16 protein-coding genes and 1 other RNA gene are annotated in these 15,608 nt (G+C 67.5%); 8 read left to right on the top strand and 9 right to left on the bottom strand.

What is annotated here, in order from left to right; genetic code table 11:
* Positions 1-9: 9 nt before the first annotated feature.
* The 5 genes from FQV39_RS28075 to FQV39_RS28055 all read right to left on the bottom strand — a co-directional run bounded on the left by FQV39_RS28075 (position 10) and on the right by FQV39_RS28055 (position 4,598).
* On the bottom strand, positions 10-1,788 hold the full coding sequence (locus FQV39_RS28075) for a peptidoglycan D,D-transpeptidase FtsI family protein (RefSeq protein WP_149133291.1): 1,779 nt from the start codon (positions 1,786-1,788) through the stop codon (positions 10-12).
* The gene (gene ftsL, locus FQV39_RS28070; protein WP_149133290.1) at positions 1,785-2,171 is read right to left on the bottom strand and encodes a cell division protein FtsL; all 387 of its coding nucleotides are present in this window, start codon (positions 2,169-2,171) and stop codon (positions 1,785-1,787) included. Before ftsL ends, FQV39_RS28075 begins: the two co-directional genes overlap by 4 nt.
* Before the next feature lie 2 nt (positions 2,172-2,173).
* Positions 2,174-3,214 (bottom strand): 16S rRNA (cytosine(1402)-N(4))-methyltransferase RsmH, encoded by a 1,041-nt coding sequence (gene rsmH / locus FQV39_RS28065; RefSeq protein WP_149133289.1) that lies wholly within the window; start codon positions 3,212-3,214, stop codon positions 2,174-2,176.
* On the bottom strand, positions 3,211-3,687 hold the full coding sequence (locus tag FQV39_RS28060) for a division/cell wall cluster transcriptional repressor MraZ (protein ID WP_149133288.1): 477 nt from the start codon (positions 3,685-3,687) through the stop codon (positions 3,211-3,213). The genes rsmH and FQV39_RS28060 overlap by 4 nt, the downstream gene beginning before the upstream one ends.
* A gap of 446 nt (positions 3,688-4,133) precedes the next feature.
* Positions 4,134-4,598: a MarR family winged helix-turn-helix transcriptional regulator gene (locus FQV39_RS28055; RefSeq protein WP_187640091.1), complete on the bottom strand. Its 465-nt coding sequence runs from the start codon at positions 4,596-4,598 to the stop codon at positions 4,134-4,136.
* Between the two features lie 147 nt (positions 4,599-4,745).
* On the opposite strand from FQV39_RS28055, the gene FQV39_RS28050 reads away from it, so the two are divergent.
* Positions 4,746-5,171 carry an organic hydroperoxide resistance protein gene (locus tag FQV39_RS28050; RefSeq protein WP_149133287.1) on the top strand — a complete coding sequence of 142 codons (426 nt, stop codon included), beginning with the start codon at positions 4,746-4,748 and terminating at the stop codon, positions 5,169-5,171.
* Positions 5,172-5,296: 125 nt separating this feature from the next.
* Positions 5,297-6,247 carry an MBL fold metallo-hydrolase gene (locus tag FQV39_RS28045; RefSeq protein ID WP_187640090.1) on the top strand — a complete coding sequence of 317 codons (951 nt, stop codon included), beginning with the start codon at positions 5,297-5,299 and terminating at the stop codon, positions 6,245-6,247.
* A 72-nt stretch (positions 6,248-6,319) separates the two neighbouring features.
* Here FQV39_RS28045 and rnpB read toward each other — a convergent pair.
* Together rnpB and FQV39_RS28035 are read right to left on the bottom strand one after the other, a co-directional pair.
* Positions 6,320-6,739: RNase P RNA component class A (rnpB, locus tag FQV39_RS28040), an RNA gene on the bottom strand.
* Between the two features lie 56 nt (positions 6,740-6,795).
* A complete protein-coding gene (locus FQV39_RS28035) occupies positions 6,796-7,398 on the bottom strand; it encodes a transglycosylase SLT domain-containing protein (protein ID WP_187640089.1) in 603 nt (200 codons plus the stop codon).
* Between the two features lie 428 nt (positions 7,399-7,826).
* Between FQV39_RS28035 and FQV39_RS28030 the strand changes: the two genes are divergently transcribed.
* From FQV39_RS28030 to FQV39_RS28005, 6 genes are all read left to right on the top strand, one after another.
* The gene (locus tag FQV39_RS28030; protein ID WP_149133284.1) at positions 7,827-8,576 is read left to right on the top strand and encodes a J domain-containing protein; all 750 of its coding nucleotides are present in this window, start codon (positions 7,827-7,829) and stop codon (positions 8,574-8,576) included.
* Positions 8,577-8,713: 137 nt separating this feature from the next.
* Positions 8,714-9,547, top strand: a complete 834-nt coding sequence (locus FQV39_RS28025) for an N-acetylmuramoyl-L-alanine amidase (RefSeq protein WP_149133283.1) — start codon at positions 8,714-8,716, stop codon at positions 9,545-9,547.
* Between the two features lie 107 nt (positions 9,548-9,654).
* Positions 9,655-11,313 (top strand): efflux RND transporter periplasmic adaptor subunit, encoded by a 1,659-nt coding sequence (locus tag FQV39_RS28020; RefSeq protein WP_149133282.1) that lies wholly within the window; start codon positions 9,655-9,657, stop codon positions 11,311-11,313.
* A 160-nt stretch (positions 11,314-11,473) separates the two neighbouring features.
* On the top strand, positions 11,474-12,238 hold the full coding sequence (locus FQV39_RS28015) for an ABC transporter ATP-binding protein (RefSeq protein WP_149133281.1): 765 nt from the start codon (positions 11,474-11,476) through the stop codon (positions 12,236-12,238).
* Positions 12,235-13,467, top strand: a complete 1,233-nt coding sequence (locus FQV39_RS28010) for an ABC transporter permease (RefSeq protein ID WP_149133280.1) — start codon at positions 12,235-12,237, stop codon at positions 13,465-13,467. The genes FQV39_RS28015 and FQV39_RS28010 overlap by 4 nt, the downstream gene beginning before the upstream one ends.
* An 84-nt stretch (positions 13,468-13,551) precedes the next feature.
* Entirely contained in the window at positions 13,552-14,493 is a 942-nt protein-coding gene (locus FQV39_RS28005; RefSeq protein ID WP_149133279.1) for a sensor domain-containing diguanylate cyclase, read from the top strand.
* Positions 14,494-14,511: 18 nt separating this feature from the next.
* Here the strand turns inward: FQV39_RS28005 and FQV39_RS28000 are convergent, their stop codons facing one another.
* Positions 14,512-14,943 carry a GNAT family N-acetyltransferase gene (locus FQV39_RS28000; protein WP_149133278.1) on the bottom strand — a complete coding sequence of 144 codons (432 nt, stop codon included), beginning with the start codon at positions 14,941-14,943 and terminating at the stop codon, positions 14,512-14,514.
* Between the two features lie 10 nt (positions 14,944-14,953).
* Positions 14,954-15,256 carry an alkylphosphonate utilization protein gene (locus FQV39_RS27995; protein ID WP_149134077.1) on the bottom strand — a complete coding sequence of 101 codons (303 nt, stop codon included), beginning with the start codon at positions 15,254-15,256 and terminating at the stop codon, positions 14,954-14,956.
* Positions 15,257-15,608: the final 352 nt, after the last annotated feature.

The raw sequence follows: 15,608 nt of genomic DNA, 5'->3' as shown, positions 1-15,608 counted from the left end.
AGACTGCGCTCAGCGGGAACCCCAGGCCCCGAGCTTCGCCATCAGAGGGAACGGCGACGGCGGCGGGTCGAAGCGTGGCGAGAGCCCCAGGATCGGCGCCGCGCGTTCGATGACCCTGCCGGTGGTGACGCCCGCGTTCCAGGCGGCGGTCGAGTAACCGCCGCTCTCAGCATAGCCCTTCGGCTCGTCATAGATCGCGAGGAAGACGTATTTCGGCTTATCGGAGGGGGCGATCGCCGTGAAGGTGGTGAAGTTCTTGTTCTTGGCATAGCGGCCATTGATGACCTTTTCGGCCGTGCCGGTCTTGCCGCCAACGAAGTAGCCGGGGATGTCCGCTTTGCGGGCCGAGCCCTTCTCGCCGTTGAGCCGCATGATGAAGCGCATCGCCTCGGAAGTCTCCGGCTTGATCACGCGCGTCGCCACCTTGCGCGCATCCTCCTCGGAGCGCTTCAGGAAGGTCGGCTTCATCAGATAGCCGCCATTGACCAGCGCGGCGACGGCGGAGAGCGCCTGTAGCGGCGCCACCGCGAGGCCGTGGCCGAAGGCGATGGTCGCCGTGTTGATCTCGCCCCAGCGCTGCGGAACGATCGGGGCTGCGCTTTCCGGCAGTTCCGTCGTCATCCGGTCGAGCTGCATCATCTTCTTGAGGAAGGCCTTGTGGCCCTCGACGCCGACGGCGAGCGCCATCTTGATCGAGCCCATGTTCGACGAGTGCAGGAAGACCTCCGGCACCGTCAGCGTGCGGCCCGTGCCGTGGTATTCCTTGATGACCTGGCGGCCGAACCGCATCATCCCGCCGGCGGTCGAGAAGCTCGAATTGATGTTGACCTTGCCGGAATCGAGCGCCATCGCGATGGTCAGCGCCTTGAACGTCGAGCCCATCTCGTAGACGCCGACATTCATCCGGTTGATCCGGTCCTTCTCCAGCGCATCGACCGGGTTGTTCGGGTCGAAATCCGGCAGCGAAGCCAGCGCGATCACCTCACCGGTATTCACCTCCATGATCGCGCCGGCCGCCGCGATGGCCTTGAAGCGCTCCATGCCCTTGGAAAGCTCGTCGCGCAGCAGATGCTGGACACGCAGGTCAATAGAGAGCTGAACCGGCTTCAGGTCGGAGGCCTCGGTCGCGAGGCCGGCGCCGTTGAGGTCCTGCAGCCCCTGCGAGTCGATGTATTTCTCGATGCCGGCGATGCCGACATTATCGATACTGGCGAAGCCGAGCACATGCGCCGCCGCAGTGCCGTTGGGATAGACGCGCTTGTTCTCAGGCACGAAGCCGACGCCGGGGATGCCGAGCCGGTGCACTTCGGCCTGCTGGCGCGGCGTGATCTCGCGCTTGACCCAGACGAAGCCCTTCTTGGTGCCGAGCTTGTCGCGCAGGTCCTTGGCGTCGAGGTCCGGCAGAACCGCCGTCAGCAGCTCGGTCGCCTCGTCCTTGTCGAGGATCTTGCGCGGCTCGGCAAAGACCGAGACCGTGCGGATGTCGGTCGCCATCACCTCGCCGTTGCGGTCGGTGATGTCGGGCCGCGCCGCGGAGATCGCGTTGGAGGTCGCGCGGCGCAGGCCGACCTGCTCGTTCGGCAGCGTCGCCAGCATGACGAGCCGGCCGGTGATGGCGATGAACAGCGCCGAGAAGCCGAGGATGACCAGGCCGACACGCGGCTGGCTCTTTTCGCCGCTCATCCGGAAGACGTCGCGCAGCCAGGCCAGGCGCCCGCGCTTGACCGCGCCCTCAGCGACCTCGTGCTGCTGCTCCATCGGGGCCTCGTTCTGTGTCGGCTCGGTCATGGCATCGGTCCCGGCGTGGTCGCGCCCGCCTTGGTATTCCTCGGCGTTTCGGTCGGGACGCTGAGGCCGAGATCCTCGAGCTTGCGGCCGATCGTGTCGACCTTGGGGCCGCGATTGGGGATGTCGGAAGGCTTCACCACCTGCGTCACGACGAAGGGTTGCAGGTCGAGGTGCCGCTCCGCCAGGGCCTGGACCCGGTCGGGCCGGTTCAGGAACTGCCACTCCGCCTTGAGCACCTGGATCGCGTCGCGCTCACGCTGGGTCTTGGCCTTGAGCTTCTGGAGATGCTCGGCCGCCAGCGTCGTCTCGTACTTGATCGAGTAAGCATAGACCGCCGAGGAGACCAGCGCGCCGATGGCAATGACATGCAGGAGCTTGATCACGCTCAGGATCTCCGGCGCGGCTGCGGGTCAGGGACGATCGAAAGCGCGACGAGCCCGGCATCGGCATGGCGTGCCGGCGCCTCATTGCGCTCGGCGGCGCGCAGCTTGGCCGAGCGCGCCCGCGGATTGGCCCGCATCTCGGCCTCGGACGGCGCGACGGCGCCCTTGGCGATCAGCCGGAAGGTCGGTTGTGCGGCCGCTACGGCCGGGGCATGGCGCGAACCGGCCGGGACGCGGCCCGAGCGCTCGGCGAAGAACTGCTTGACGATGCGGTCTTCCAGCGAATGGAAGGTCACGACGACCAGTCGCCCGCCGGGCTTCAGCACGGCCTCGGCCGCATGCAGCGCCCTGACCAGCTCGCCGAGTTCGTCATTGACCGCGATGCGCAGCGCCTGGAAGACGCGCGTCGCCGGATGCGCCCCGCCCGGTTCGCCGCGCACGATCCCGGCGACGAGATCGGCGAGCTGCTTGGTGGTGGTGAGCGGCGCCTTGCGGCGCGCTTCCACGACGGCGCGGGCAACGGCGCGCGAGCGGCGCTCCTCGCCGTAGTGGTAGAAGATGTTGGCGAGCAGCCCTTCCTCAGCCTCGTTGACGATGTCGGCCGCGCTCTGCCCCTGCCCGCTCATGCGCATGTCGAGCGGCCCGTCGAAGCGGAAGGAGAAGCCGCGCTCGGCCTGATCCAGCTGCATGGACGAAACGCCGATGTCGAGCACGACACCGTCGAGCGGCGTCATCTTGAAACGCTCGGCCTCCTCGGCAAGCTCGCCGAAGCAGGCTTGCGACAGCGTCAGCCGCCCGGCCATCGCCGCGACGAGGTCGGCCCCGCTGGCGATCGCCGTCGGATCGCGGTCGAGCCCGAGCAGGATCGCATCCGGCGCTGCCTCAAGAATCGCCTTCGTGTAGCCGCCGGCGCCGAAGGTGCCGTCGAGATAGCGCCCGCGCGGCTGCGGCGCGAGCGCTTCCAGCACCTCGGTGAGCAGCACGGGCACGTGACGAGCCGGTTCGCCGACGGCCGCACCGCGACGGTCGCCATGATCCGTCATGTGCCCACGCCTCCGGCTGGAATGGTCAACCCGCCCAGCGTGCGCTTGACATCGCGCAGCCGCGTCCGCGCCGCCTCGAGATGGGCACGGAAACGCTCCGGTTCCCAGATCTGGAATTTGTGGCCGTGTCCGACGAAGGTCACCGTGTCGCCGATCCCGGCATGCGCCTTCAGCGCCTCGCTCAGCACCATCCGCCCCTCCGTGTCGACCTTCAGCACCTCCGAGGTGCCGTTGAGCGCCGTCGAAAGCAGCTCCCACTCGTCCGAGAACGGCGAGAAGCGCGCCAGGATGTCGTCGATCGTGGCCCGCAGCGCGTTGCCGCCGGCGTCCAGCGCCGGCAGGTCGAGCGCCTGGTGAACATAGAGCCCCTCGTAGCCGTCCTTCGCAAGGACAGCCCGGAAGCTTGAAGGAATGGAAACACGCCCCTTGGCGTCGAGCCGGTTGGTGAAGTTCGAGACGAAGCGGTCCGTCAACGCCGCCTCCCGGCTTGCACCTCATGGCGCCGCAGCGCTGCGTGGCGGGCGGCGGAAAGACCCCCCGCCGAAGCGGGCAAGGCACCTCCGACAACCAAAATCCGCGCGGCACACGGACCTTGATCTGAAGTTTGCCTGCCGGCTTCGACGGGATGATTTGGGATAGCATGGGCAATAATGGGCGTCAATGGAATCGCAGATGCACCAACGCAGCTGCGGGGACTCTCTGCCATCACAGCTCGTTAAGGTTAAGTATCCGTAAGCGCGCGGAATTTGGCGCCGCGAAGCCCTTGGGTGCGGCAACACGCAGCACGACCGCGACGAAAAATTTTTACGGAAATGCCCCGTCATTCCGGGCTTGACCCGGAATCCATCGGAGGGCGCCGGAGCCTTGTGATGGATTCCGGGTCAAGCCCGGAATGACGACGCGGTGAAAGACGAAATGCTTAAACGTCCCGGGACGCCGCCAGCAGCGCATCGCGAACCAAGTCGAGCTGGTCGCGCAGCCGCCCCGCATCCGGCGCCGTCGTCCCCAGCGCCTGCCCGATCGCATCCTGGACGCAACGGCCCCGCTCGCGCATTCGCTCGCCCTTCTCGGTCAGCAGGATGCGGACCTGACGCTCGTCGCGCGCATCACGCTCGCGCCGGATGATGCCGGCAGCATCGAGCCGCTTGAGCAGCGGCGTCAGCGTGCCGGAATCCAGCATCAGCTTCTCGCCGAGCTCCTTGACGGTGAACCCGTCCTGCTCCCAGAGCACGAGCATCACCAGATATTGCGGATAGGTCAGCCCAAGCTCGGCCAGGATCGGCCGGTAGGCGCGGTTGAAGGCGTGACCGACCTGATAGACGGCGAAGCAGAGCTGCTGCTCCAGCCGCGGCATCCCCTGTTCGGTCTTATCCTGATCAGCCATCTCGCCCTCATCCTCTCGCATTGAGGCAAACCCGAATTTGCCCGCGCAATCAACCGCTCCAACGTTTGCGCAAATTAGTTGTTGACAATCTAATTGCGCACAATCTAAATGACAAGCATTGGTTTCCCGCAGAGAAGGAGCATTCCCATGAAAATCCTCTACACCGCCCATGGTTCCGCCACCGGCGGCCGCGAAGGCCAGGCCGCGACCGATACCGGCAACGTCAAGCTCGTCCTCAATACGCCGAAGGAGCTCGGCGGCGGCGGCGGCGAAGGCACCAACCCCGAACAGCTCTTCTCGATGGGCTATTCGGCCTGCTTCCTCGGCGCGCTCAAATTCGTCGCCGGCAAGGAAGGCGTGAAGATCCCGGAGGACGCCCGCGTCAGTGCCGATGTCGGTATCGGCCCGCGCGACGACGGCACCGGCTTCGGCCTCGCGGTCAAGCTGACCATCTCGGTGCCGGGCCTCGACAAGGCCCAGGTCGAAGGCCTCGTCCAGAAGGCCCATGTGGTCTGCCCCTATTCCCACGCGACCCGGGGCAACATCTCGGTCGATCTGCAGGTTGCGGCCTGAGACCCGGCGACCCATCTTCTTCGCGCGGCCGGGCCACCCCGGCCGCGAGACGACCAAGTCCCGCGCCCATGGAGGCGCGGGCGTCGTTTCCGGAAGCCTTCTCCTCTAGCCTCTGGAACATAGCCATGTTGAACCGTCGCCAATGGCTCGCCGGCTCCGCCGCCGCGCTTCTCCCGGCCCTACCCGCTCTCGCCCGCGCCCCGCTAACGGCCGCGCAGGTGCCCGGCATCTATCGCCGCAAGGTCGGCGACATCGAGGTCACCGCGATCCTGGACGGCTACGTGCCGCTCGGAGCGAAATCCTATATGGGCGGTGACGCCGGCGAGGTGTCGCGCCTCGTCGCCGAGGCCGGCCTGACCGAGGCGCTCCCGACCTCCGTCAACGCCTTCGTCGTCAATACGAAGGACCGGACCTACCTGCTCGACACCGGCAGCGGCGCCTGGACCGGCATGGGCGATACCATGGGTCGAGCCGAGGCCAATCTGCGCGCGGCCGGCATCGAGCCCGCCCAGATCGACGCCGTCATCCTGACCCATGCCCATCCCGACCATGCCGAGGGGCTCGTCACCGCGCAGAAGGCCGCCCGCTTCCCGAATGCGGAGGTCGTCATCCATGAAACGGAGTACGCCTTCTGGCATGATGACGGCATCCTCAGCCGGGTGCCGGCCGAGATGAAGCCGTTCTTCGCCTCGGCGCGCGGGGCGCTCGCGCCCTACGCCGCCCGCACCCGCAAGGTGAAGGCCGGGGAGATTGCGCCGGGACTGACCCTCGAGGATGCGCCGGGCCACACGCCGGGACACAGCGTCCTGCGGCTCTCCTCGGGCAAGGAGCAGGTTCTGCTGGTCGGCGACTGCGTGCACAACGTCGCGATTCAGACGGCCCGGCCGGAGATCACCTTCGTTTTCGACGGAGATGGCGCCCAGGCCGCAGCCTCGCGCCGGCGCGTCCTCGACATGATCGCGGCGGACGGCATTCCGTTCAGCGGCGCCCATATGCCCTTCCCCGGCTTCGGCACCGTGAAGAAGAACGGCAACGCCTTCCGCTTCGTGCCGGCCGAGTGGAGCTACACGCTCTGAACGCATGGGCTGACCGCAGGCCAGAACGAACGAAGGGCCGGGATCGCTCCCAGCCCTTTCTCGTTTCGTGAGGGCGCCAGCCGGCCTGTAAGCCGGGTTCTGGATGGCCGGAGGATCGCTCCCCCGACGTGACGGCCATTCCTCTGGGACGCACATCGCTGCGCGCCTCGAGCAACCAACCCGGACGACGGGGCTCAGAAACCAGCCCCTTTCCGCTTGCGCGGAAAGCGTCGTCCCTATTCGGTTTTGCTCCCGGTGGGGCTTGCCATGCCGTCCCCGTTGCCGGGTCCGCGGTGCGCTCTTACCGCACCTTTTCACCCTTACCGACGGGCAGGAGCCGAAGCCCTTGACCGGCGGCGGTTCGATCTCTGTGGCGCTTTCCCTGGGGTCGCCCCCGCCGGACGTTATCCGGCACCGTGTTTCCGTGGAGCCCGGACTTTCCTCCCCCGAAAGAACCTGAGCTCTTGCGGGAGCGGCCGTCCGGCCGACTGGCGAGGGGGAGATGCGCGCTGGCGCGGCCGGCGTCAAGCCTGAGCCGGCTTGTCGCCTCAGTTGCGCGCCGTGATGGTGCGCACCTTGGCGCAATAGGTGCGGTTGGCGCCGCTCATCCGGGTCGCCATGTGGCCGCTCTGATATTTCATAATGGTGCGGCAGGTGTCGCCGCCGGCCAACTTGTAGGCCAGCGCCAGATATTTCATGCCGTAACGGGCATTGGTCTCGGCATCGAGCAGGCCGCCGGCGCCGCCCGAATAGCCCATGCCGCGCGCGGTCTGGTGGCGGATCTGCATCAGGCCGAGATTGCCGGCATGTGCGGCGCGGGGATTGTAGCGGCTCTCGACCCGCACCACGGCGTCGGCGAGAGAGAACGGCACGCCGTTGGCGGCGGCATGGCGCGCGACGATCGCCTTGATGCCCTCGGCCCCGGCCGGAGCGGCCAGCGCATGGCTCGCGCGAGGCTCGGCCTTCTCTGTCTCGGCATTGGCAGCACGCGCCGCTTCGGCCTTGGCCGTCCGCGCCGCCTTGCGCTCGGCCCTGGTGCCCGCCTTCATGGCAGTCGCTTCGGTCTGCTCGCCCTTCGCCTCCCCGGCCTTCTCGCGGGCGATCTCCGCCTCGCGAACGATAAAGGCTCTGGCGTCCGTTTCCGTGTTCACGAATTCCTCCGCCGAAGCCAAGCCGGAGAGGCTAATCAGGCACACAGCCGCGAGACCACCACAGATATATCGCATGTCGAACTGAACCCATCTTACGCCATGACTGGCTAATGGGGGCGCTCAATTGATGGTCGAATGTGTCGATAATCTGTCTCAAAGCGAAGAAAAACATACAATTCAATACGTAAACAGGAATTTATTCTATATTTATCCATTCAGTATTTCCATGTATTTCGGCACCTTGAAAACTTGGCCGGCCCGCGCCGGCAAGAACGAATCAAGCAGGCATCCGAAGCGCCCCATTCCCGCCCAATTTTCGGCTTGGCGAACTTTTTCGGCGCGTCAGGCGGCCGCAGCCACGCCCCTTGCATCGGAGTCGCGGCTCCCCACATCATTCGCCCTTCGGATTCACCAGGGTCACTCGGTTCATGGCTTCCTCTTTTTGGGGTGCACTCGGCGGCGGCGGGCTCGGGCTCGTGCTCGGCGGCCCCCTCGGCGCTCTGCTCGGCGCGGTTGCGGGCCATGTGCTGGTCGATCGCGAGGGCGCCCCCTTCGGGCCGGCGCCGCGCGAGCTCGTCTTCACCACCGGCCTCGTCGCGCTCGCCGCCAAGATGGCGCGCTCGGACGGCGTCGTGACCTGCGACGAGGTCACCGCCTTCCGCCGCATCATCGAGGTCCCGCCCGAGCAGCAGCAGCGTGTCGAGCGCCTGTTCGATCTCGCCAAGCAGACCAGCGCCGGCTTCGAGGCCTATGCCGCGCAGATCGCGGGCGCCTTCAAGGACGAGCCGGCACTGCTGGAGGACGTCCTCGACGGCCTCTTCCTGATCGCGGCTGCCGATGGCGCGATCCATGAGGCGGAGCACGCCTATCTGTGCTCGGTCGCCGGCATCTTTGGCATCGAGGAGCGCGATTTCGCGCGCATCGAGGCGCGCCACGCCCGCCGTGCGGACGATCCCTATCTCGTCCTCGGCGCCAGCCGCGAGATGGACGACGCCGAGCTGAAGCGCCATTACCGCCGCCTCGTCGCCGAGACCCATCCCGACCGCGAGATCGCCCGCGGCCTCCCCGAGGAGGCGATCGCCATCGCGACGAAGCGGCTCTCGGCGATCAATGCCGCCTGGGACGCGATCCGGAAAGAACGCGGAATGAGCCGCAACCTCGCGCCCGAACCAGCTTAACAGATGCCGCCTTCCAACAAGAAAAGGCTCGTCATTCCGGACAAGCCGCAAAGCGGCGTAGATCCGGAATCCATCGTAGAGTTCGGCGCTCTACGATGGATTCCGGGTCAAGCCCGGAATGACGGCGCGATGGGACGATGACGACAGCAGACGCAAAAGCCGTGCTCGGCGCAGAAGCCGCAACCCCCGACAGCCGCTTCGCCGCCAAGGTGTTTCCTTCGCCCAATCACGGCGAGCGCAAGCAGCGCGACGGCAAGAATTCCGGCGCCCTTCCCGGCCGCCGGCCGGACATGCTGATCCTGCACTACACCGGCATGCCGGTTTCAGGCGAAGCGCTGCAGTGGCTCTGCAATCCGGTCTCGCAGGTCTCCTCGCATTATTTCGTCTTCGAGAACGGCCATGTGCTCCAGCTCGTGCCGGAAGGCCGTCGCGCCTGGCATGCCGGCGCCTCGCACTGGGCTGGCGAGACCGACATCAACTCCTGCTCGATCGGCATCGAGATCGCCAATCCCGGCCATCCCGGCGGCCTGCCCGATTTCCCGAAAGAGCAGATCGCGGCGACGCTGAACCTCTGCCGCGACATCTGCGAGCGCTGGTCGATCCCGCCCGAGCGCGTGCTCGCCCATTCCGACATCGCGCCCGGCCGCAAGGTCGATCCCGGCGAGAAATTCCCCTGGCGGCGTTTTGCCGAGGCCGGCGTCGGCCTGTGGAGCGAACCGGCCCCGATCCGGGGCGGACGCTTCTTCGCCCGTGGCGAGAGCGGCCAGCCGGTCGAGGCGCTGCAGGCGATGTTCGCCATGCTCGGCTATGGCGTCACGGTCGACGGCGTCTTCGATGAGAGGCTCGAAGCAGTGGTCGCCGCCTTCCAGCGTCACTGGCGGCCGGAGAAGGTCGACGGCGTCGCCGATTCCTCGACGATCACGACGTTGCGGGACCTGCTGGCGGCGACGCAGGGCTCCCGTACGGCCTGAGCGGTGGCTAACCCAAAGATTGCAGGAAGTTAACTCGCCGGCCGATCCGCTTTCTGGCAAAGTCCTGCCCAACTGCGCTTGCGCGCAGGCGGGATGGGGAAGCGACCTTGCGCAAATGGCTGATCGGAACGGGGCTGGTCGTGCTCGCTGCAGCCGGCGGCTACTGGGCGTTGCGCCCGGCCGGCGGGGCCGCCAATGAACCGCCCTATCGCACCGCGGCGCTCGATCACGGCCGCATCACCGCCGCCGTGCGCGCCACCGGCACGCTGACGCCGGTCACCACCGTCCTCGTTGGCTCGCAGCTCTCCGGCCAGATCGTCGAGATCCTCGTCGACTACAATTCGCAGGTGAAGGCCGGCCAGATCGTCGCCCGGCTCAACAGCGATCAGATCAGGACACGCCGCGACGCGGCGCAGGCTGATCTCGAACAGGCCAAGGCCGATCTCATCGTCAAGCGCGCGCAGCTCGAGCGCGCCCGCACCGCCCGCACCAAAGCCGACTCGATCATCCGCGACCTCGAAGCCCAGCGCGATCGCACCACCGCCCAGCTCACCGATGCCAAGCGCACCTTCGAGCGGCAGGACCAGCTCTTCAACCGCAGCACCGGCTCGCAGCAGAATCTCGACACAGCACGCACGCAGGTCGAGATCCAGACCGCGACGCTCGCCTCGAACGAGGCCCAGCTCACCTCGGCCCGCGCCGAACTCAAGGGGCTCGATGCCGATATCCAGCTCGCCGAGGGACAGGTCCAGTCCGGCATCGCCCTGATCGCCAGCCGCGACGCCAAGCTCAGGGACATCCTGATCGATCTCGAACGCACCGACATCCGCTCGCCGGTCGACGGCGTCGTGGTCCAGCGCCAAGTCGATCTCGGCCAGACGGTCGCCGCCTCGCTCTCGGCGCCGACACTGTTCCAGATCGCGCAGGACCTGCGCACCATCGACATCTACGCCAATATCGATGAGGCCGATGTCGGCCGGCTGAAGCCAAGTCAGCCGGTCTCCTTCACCGTCAACGCCTATCCGAACCGCACCTTCCAGGGTCGCGTCGAGATGGTCCGCCTCGGCGCGCAGACCATTCAGAACGTCGTGACCTATACCGGCATCGTGCGGGTCGAGAACCGTGACATGGCGCTGCTGCCGGGCATGACCGCCAATCTGCAGGTCGTGACCGAGGACCGGTCCGAAGCATTGCGCGTGCCCAACGCCGCCCTGCGCTTCCGCCCGGCCGGTGCCGCGGCAGCCCCCGCCGTCTCCACGGCTGCCCCGGCATCAGATGGCCCGGCGAGCGAACGCGGCCCGCGCGCCGCTGCGGCCCTGCGCGAGCGGATCGAAACCGAGCTGCAGCCGACGGCCGAGCAGAAGCAGGCGATCGCCGAGATCATGAAGGAGCGCCGCGGTACGCGCGAAGCCATGGCCGGTCTCTCGCCGGAAGAGCGCCGCGCCGCCTTCCGCACCGCACGCGACGAGCTCGTCGCGAAGATTGGCGCGGCCCTCGATCCCGAGCGCCGCGCCAGGTTCGAGGCGATCATGCAGGAAGGGCGTGCTGCCCCACGCCAGGGCGTCCCGGGCCGCGTCTATGTGCTCGACGAGACCGGCCAGCCCAGGCCGGTGCCGGTCATGCTCGGCCCGACCGACGGCGCCTTCACCGAGCTGCTCGGCGGCGAGGTCAAGGAGGGCATGCAGGTCGTGGTCGGCGGCGGTCCGCGCATCACGACGACGCCCGAGCCGCCGGCCTCCCGTCCCCGCGGACCGCGGCTGTTCTGATGAGGGGGCTCGCATCTATGGCCCCACCTCCCACGTCATGGTCGGGCTTGTCCCGGCCATCCACGTCTTCGCTGGTCGAAGCCTGTGTTCAAGACGTGGATGCTCGCCACAAGGGCGAGCATGACGGCGTAGCGAGCCGTCGGTCGCGATGGAGGCCAGGATGCCCCTGATCGAAACCCGCGACCTCACCCGCGTCTACGATCTCGATTCCGGCCGCGTCACGGCGCTGGACCGGGTCTCGCTCGCGATCGAGGCCGGCGATCTCGTCGCGGTGATGGGGCCGTCCGGCTCGGGCAAGTCGACCTTCATGAACCTGATCGGCTGCCTCGACCGGCCGAGCGCCGGCCATTACGTGCTCGACGGGGTCGCGGTCGAGACGCTGTCGAGCGACGGCCTGGCCGAGCTGCGCAACCGCAAGCTCGGCTTCGTCTTCCAGCAATTCAACCTGCTGCCCCGCATCGATGCCTGCGCCAATGTCGAATTGCCGATGGTCTATGCGGGCGTGGCGCGGGCCGAACGCAGAAGACGCGCGCTAGCGGCGCTTTCCCGCGTCGGCCTCACCGAACGCGCCCATCATCGCCCGATGCAGCTCTCCGGCGGCCAGCAACAGCGCGTCGCCATTGCGCGGGCCCTCGTCAACGAGCCGCGCCTGCTGCTCGCCGACGAGCCGACCGGCGCGCTCGACAGCCGCACCGCGCTCGAGATCCTCGCGCTCTTCCAGGACCTGAACCGCGAGGGCGTCACCGTCGTCCTCGTCACCCATGACGCCGAAGTCGCCCGCCATGCGCGCCGGCTGATCCGCTTCCGCGACGGGCATCTGCTCAGCGATATCAGGCAGGAGCCGGCGGATGCCCGCTCCGCGCTGGCAGCGCTCGATGCCGGCGCCACCTTGCCGGAGACAGATTTGCCGGAGGCCGCCGCATGAGCCTCACTGAGGCCCTCCGTTCCGCCCTTTCCGCCATCGGCGCCAACGCGCTGCGCTCGGCCCTGACGATGCTCGGCATCATCATCGGCGTCGCCGCCGTCATCGCCATGGTCGCGATCGGCTCCGGCGCGCGCGAGCGCGTCACCGGCCAGATCAAGTCGCTCGGCGCCAATCTCGCCATCATCCAGTCCGGCAACGTCACGCAAGGCGGCGTGCGCCTCGGCGCCGGCGCCTCCTCCACTCTCACCGACGAGGATGCAGCGGCGATCCTCAAGGAGGTCGAGGACGCCACCGCCGCCGCCCCCGTCATCATCACCCGCGCCCAGGCAGTCTATGCCGGCACCAACTGGTCGACACAGATCACCGCGACCAATCTCGACTTCTTCGCCGCCCGCGAGTGGGAGCTTGCCGACGGCCGGCTGTTCGAGCCCGAAGAGCTGCGCAAGGGCGAGATCGTCGCCGTGATCGGCCAGACCGTCGCACGCAATCTCTTCGGCGAGGAGAACCCGCTCGACCAGCAGTTCCGCATCCGCAACGTGCCCTTCAAGGTCATCGGCGTGATGGCGCCGAAGGGCCAGTCGGCGCTGGGGCAGGACCAGGACGACGTCATCTTCGTGCCGCTCGATACCGGCCGGCGCCGCATCGTCGGCCGCAACTATGCCCGTGACCGCTCGGTGCAGAGCATCATGGTGAAGTTCGCGAGCGAGGAGGCGATCAATCCGGGCATCGCCGAGGTCAGCGCCCTGCTGCGTCAGCGCCACCGGCTGATGGAGGATCAGGAGGACGATTTCATCGTCCGCAACCTGACCGAGATCGCCAACACCGCGACCGCCGCCGCAACCACCTTGTCCTGGCTGCTCGCAGCGGTGGCCGCCGTCTCGCTGCTGGTCGGCGGCATCGGCATCATGAACATCATGCTGGTTTCGGTGACCGAGCGCACCCGCGAGATCGGCCTGAGGCTGGCAGTCGGCGCCCGCCAGAGCGCGGTGCTGACCCAGTTTCTGATCGAGGCGACCACGCTCGCGACGATCGGCGGTGCAGCCGGCGTCGCGCTCGGCATCGCAGCGGCGCTCACCATCGCCCATGTAGCCGGCTGGCCCACGGTGATCTCTATCGAGACGATCCTGATCGCGGTCGGCGTCTCCGGGCTGATCGGCGTCTTCTTCGGCTTCTACCCGGCACAGCGCGCGGCAGGGCTCGATCCGATCGAAGCGCTCAGGCGCGAATGAAATCCCCGCCTCCGCGCGCGTAGCGCAAAGGTCCCTTAACGGACCCAGCCTAGGGTCAACCTGTCGGCAGGCAGGAGGGGCGTCTTGAACAGCCAGCAGCTCATCGCGGCGACGCGGCCCCTCTATGATCGCGCCGTAGCCACGGCGGCCATCGGCGCCTGGGAATGCAACCTCGCCAATGAATCGCTGAGCTGGACCGACGGCGTCTACGACCTCTTCGGCCTGCAGCGCAGCTCCGGCATCTATCGGAGCTCGATCCTGGATCTCTATGAGGATCAATCGCGCCGCGAGATGAACCAATTGCGCAGCAAGGCGATCAGCACCGGCCAGGGTTTTGCGCTGGATTGCCGGATCAAGGCAGCGACCGGCGAGAAGCGCTGGATGCGCCTTGTCGTCGGCGTCGGCCATCAGCATGGCCGCCCGCTGCGCATCTTCGGCTCCAAGCAGGACGTCACCGCCGAAAAGGGGCTCTGGACCGACCTTGCCGTCATGGCGCGCAGCGAACCGCTCACCGGCCATGTCGTGCCGCACAGCTTTGCCGACACGCTGCGGCAGATCAGGCACGATCGACGCTCGGGTCCCGACCGCTTCGCCCTCGCGATCTTCCAGATCGATCGCTTCCGGAATCTGGTCGAAGATTTCGGCAAGGCGGCGAGCGAGACGCTTTCGCGTTGCATCGCCGAGCGGCTGAAGCGGCTCTTCCCCGATGCCCTGGCCATCGATCAGGCAGGACCTGGCGCCTTCGCCCTGCTGCTGCAGATGCCGGGCGACCGGCACTATCTGAGGACAGTGCTCGACGGCACGCGCCGGCTGCTCTGCCGCCCGGTCTCGCATGGCGCGCTCGTGCTCGATTTCACGCTGTCGATCGGCGCCGCGCTCGCGACAGCGGACGGCTATCGCCAGCAGCAGGAAATCCTCGCCGAGGCGGAAGCCGCACTCCATGTCGCCGGCATGGAAGGCGGCGACTGCGTCCGCGTCTTCGACGGGCCGGTTACGGCGATCCGTGCCCGGGCCACTTCGGCCTGATCGGGGCTTCGTCGCAGCTCAGCCAGCGTCCTCTTGCGCCAACGCGCGGATGAACACGATCTGCTCGTCGATCGATCGGCCCATCTCGCGCCAGCCATGGCGGCGATAGAAGCGCTCGGCCCGCGTACCGGAACCCGTCGTCAGCCAGGCCTGCGCGTGGCCCGCCGCCGCGAGCTCGGCCAACGCCGCATCGAGCAGCGCCCGGCCATGGCCGTGCGCCTCATGCGCGGGATCGACGAACAGCGCCCAGACCAGCCCGGTCTGATGGTTGGCGCAGGTGAAGCCTACGATCTCGCCCGCCTCCTCCGCGACCAGGAAGATGGCGTGATCGCGATACCAGTCGACTTCTTCGGCCGTCACCAGCGACGGATCGCTGAGGATGTTCTCACGCACGCCCATGCGGATGGCATGGATGCGCGCATGGTCGTCGGGAGTGGCTTTGCGGATCACGGCCGCCCGCTCACCGCTTGCGGACGAACTCAGTGCGCAGCACGAGACCCTTGATGGTGTCGTGGCGGCAATCGATTTCTTCGGGATCGTCGGTCAGGCGGATGGAGCGGATCACCGTGCCCTGCTTCAGGGTCTGGCCGGCGCCCTTGACCTTCAGATCCTTGATCAGGACGACGGAATCGCCCTCCGCCAGCACATTGCCGGCGGAATCGCGCACCTCGACGCGCGCCGCGGCAGTAGCGGCTGCCGCCACCTCGGAAGCAGGGCGCCACTCGCCCGTCGCCTCGTCATAAACGTAATCGTCGTCGGCCATATCCACTCCTTCAAAACCCTGTGATGGCCCCATAGCGCCCGCCGCGCCGAAACGGAAGCGCGCCGTCATTGCGCGTTCAGCACCAGCCGGCCGCCGACCCGCGCTTGCTGTCACGAGCCGCGGGCGGAAGATGGAGGACGGCTGGCGGCGCGGGACGCGATCGAGATGCGCGCGACTCCCCTCCCCCTTGTGGGGAGGGGATGGGGGTGGGGGTCGCTCCGCTTGGTGACCGGTCCGAAATCTCGCTCGACCAGCACCGCCTCACGTCGATACGCCGCACCCGGTCGTTCGACACCCACCCCTATCCCCTCCCCACAAGGGGGAGGGGAAGAGCCTCCCGTCATGACGTGAG

This window comes from Bosea sp. F3-2, from assembly GCF_008253865.1.
In the GTDB taxonomy this organism is placed as follows: Bacteria; Pseudomonadota; Alphaproteobacteria; order Rhizobiales; family Beijerinckiaceae; genus Allobosea.
The sequence above is the reverse complement of the archived record's forward strand: the minus strand, read 5'-3'. Positions and strand labels throughout refer to the sequence as shown.

Bases quoted from the DNA above. Each gene is read 5' to 3' on its own strand.
- FQV39_RS28075 (WP_149133291.1), bottom strand. From the start codon at position 1,788: ATGACCGAGCCGACACAGAACGAGGCCCCGATGGAGCAGCAGCACGAG.
- rsmH (WP_149133289.1), bottom strand. From the start codon at position 3,214: ATGACGGATCATGGCGACCGTCGCGGTGCGGCCGTCGGCGAACCGGCT.
- FQV39_RS28055 (WP_187640091.1), bottom strand. From the start codon at position 4,598: ATGGCTGATCAGGATAAGACCGAACAGGGGATGCCGCGGCTGGAGCAG.
- FQV39_RS28050 (WP_149133287.1), top strand. From the start codon at position 4,746: ATGAAAATCCTCTACACCGCCCATGGTTCCGCCACCGGCGGCCGCGAA.
- FQV39_RS28045 (WP_187640090.1), top strand. From the start codon at position 5,297: ATGTTGAACCGTCGCCAATGGCTCGCCGGCTCCGCCGCCGCGCTTCTC.
- FQV39_RS28030 (WP_149133284.1), top strand. From the start codon at position 7,827: ATGGCTTCCTCTTTTTGGGGTGCACTCGGCGGCGGCGGGCTCGGGCTC.
- FQV39_RS28025 (WP_149133283.1), top strand. From the start codon at position 8,714: ATGACGACAGCAGACGCAAAAGCCGTGCTCGGCGCAGAAGCCGCAACC.
- FQV39_RS28015 (WP_149133281.1), top strand. From the start codon at position 11,474: ATGCCCCTGATCGAAACCCGCGACCTCACCCGCGTCTACGATCTCGAT.
- FQV39_RS28010 (WP_149133280.1), top strand. From the start codon at position 12,235: ATGAGCCTCACTGAGGCCCTCCGTTCCGCCCTTTCCGCCATCGGCGCC.
- FQV39_RS27995 (WP_149134077.1), bottom strand. From the start codon at position 15,256: ATGGCCGACGACGATTACGTTTATGACGAGGCGACGGGCGAGTGGCGC.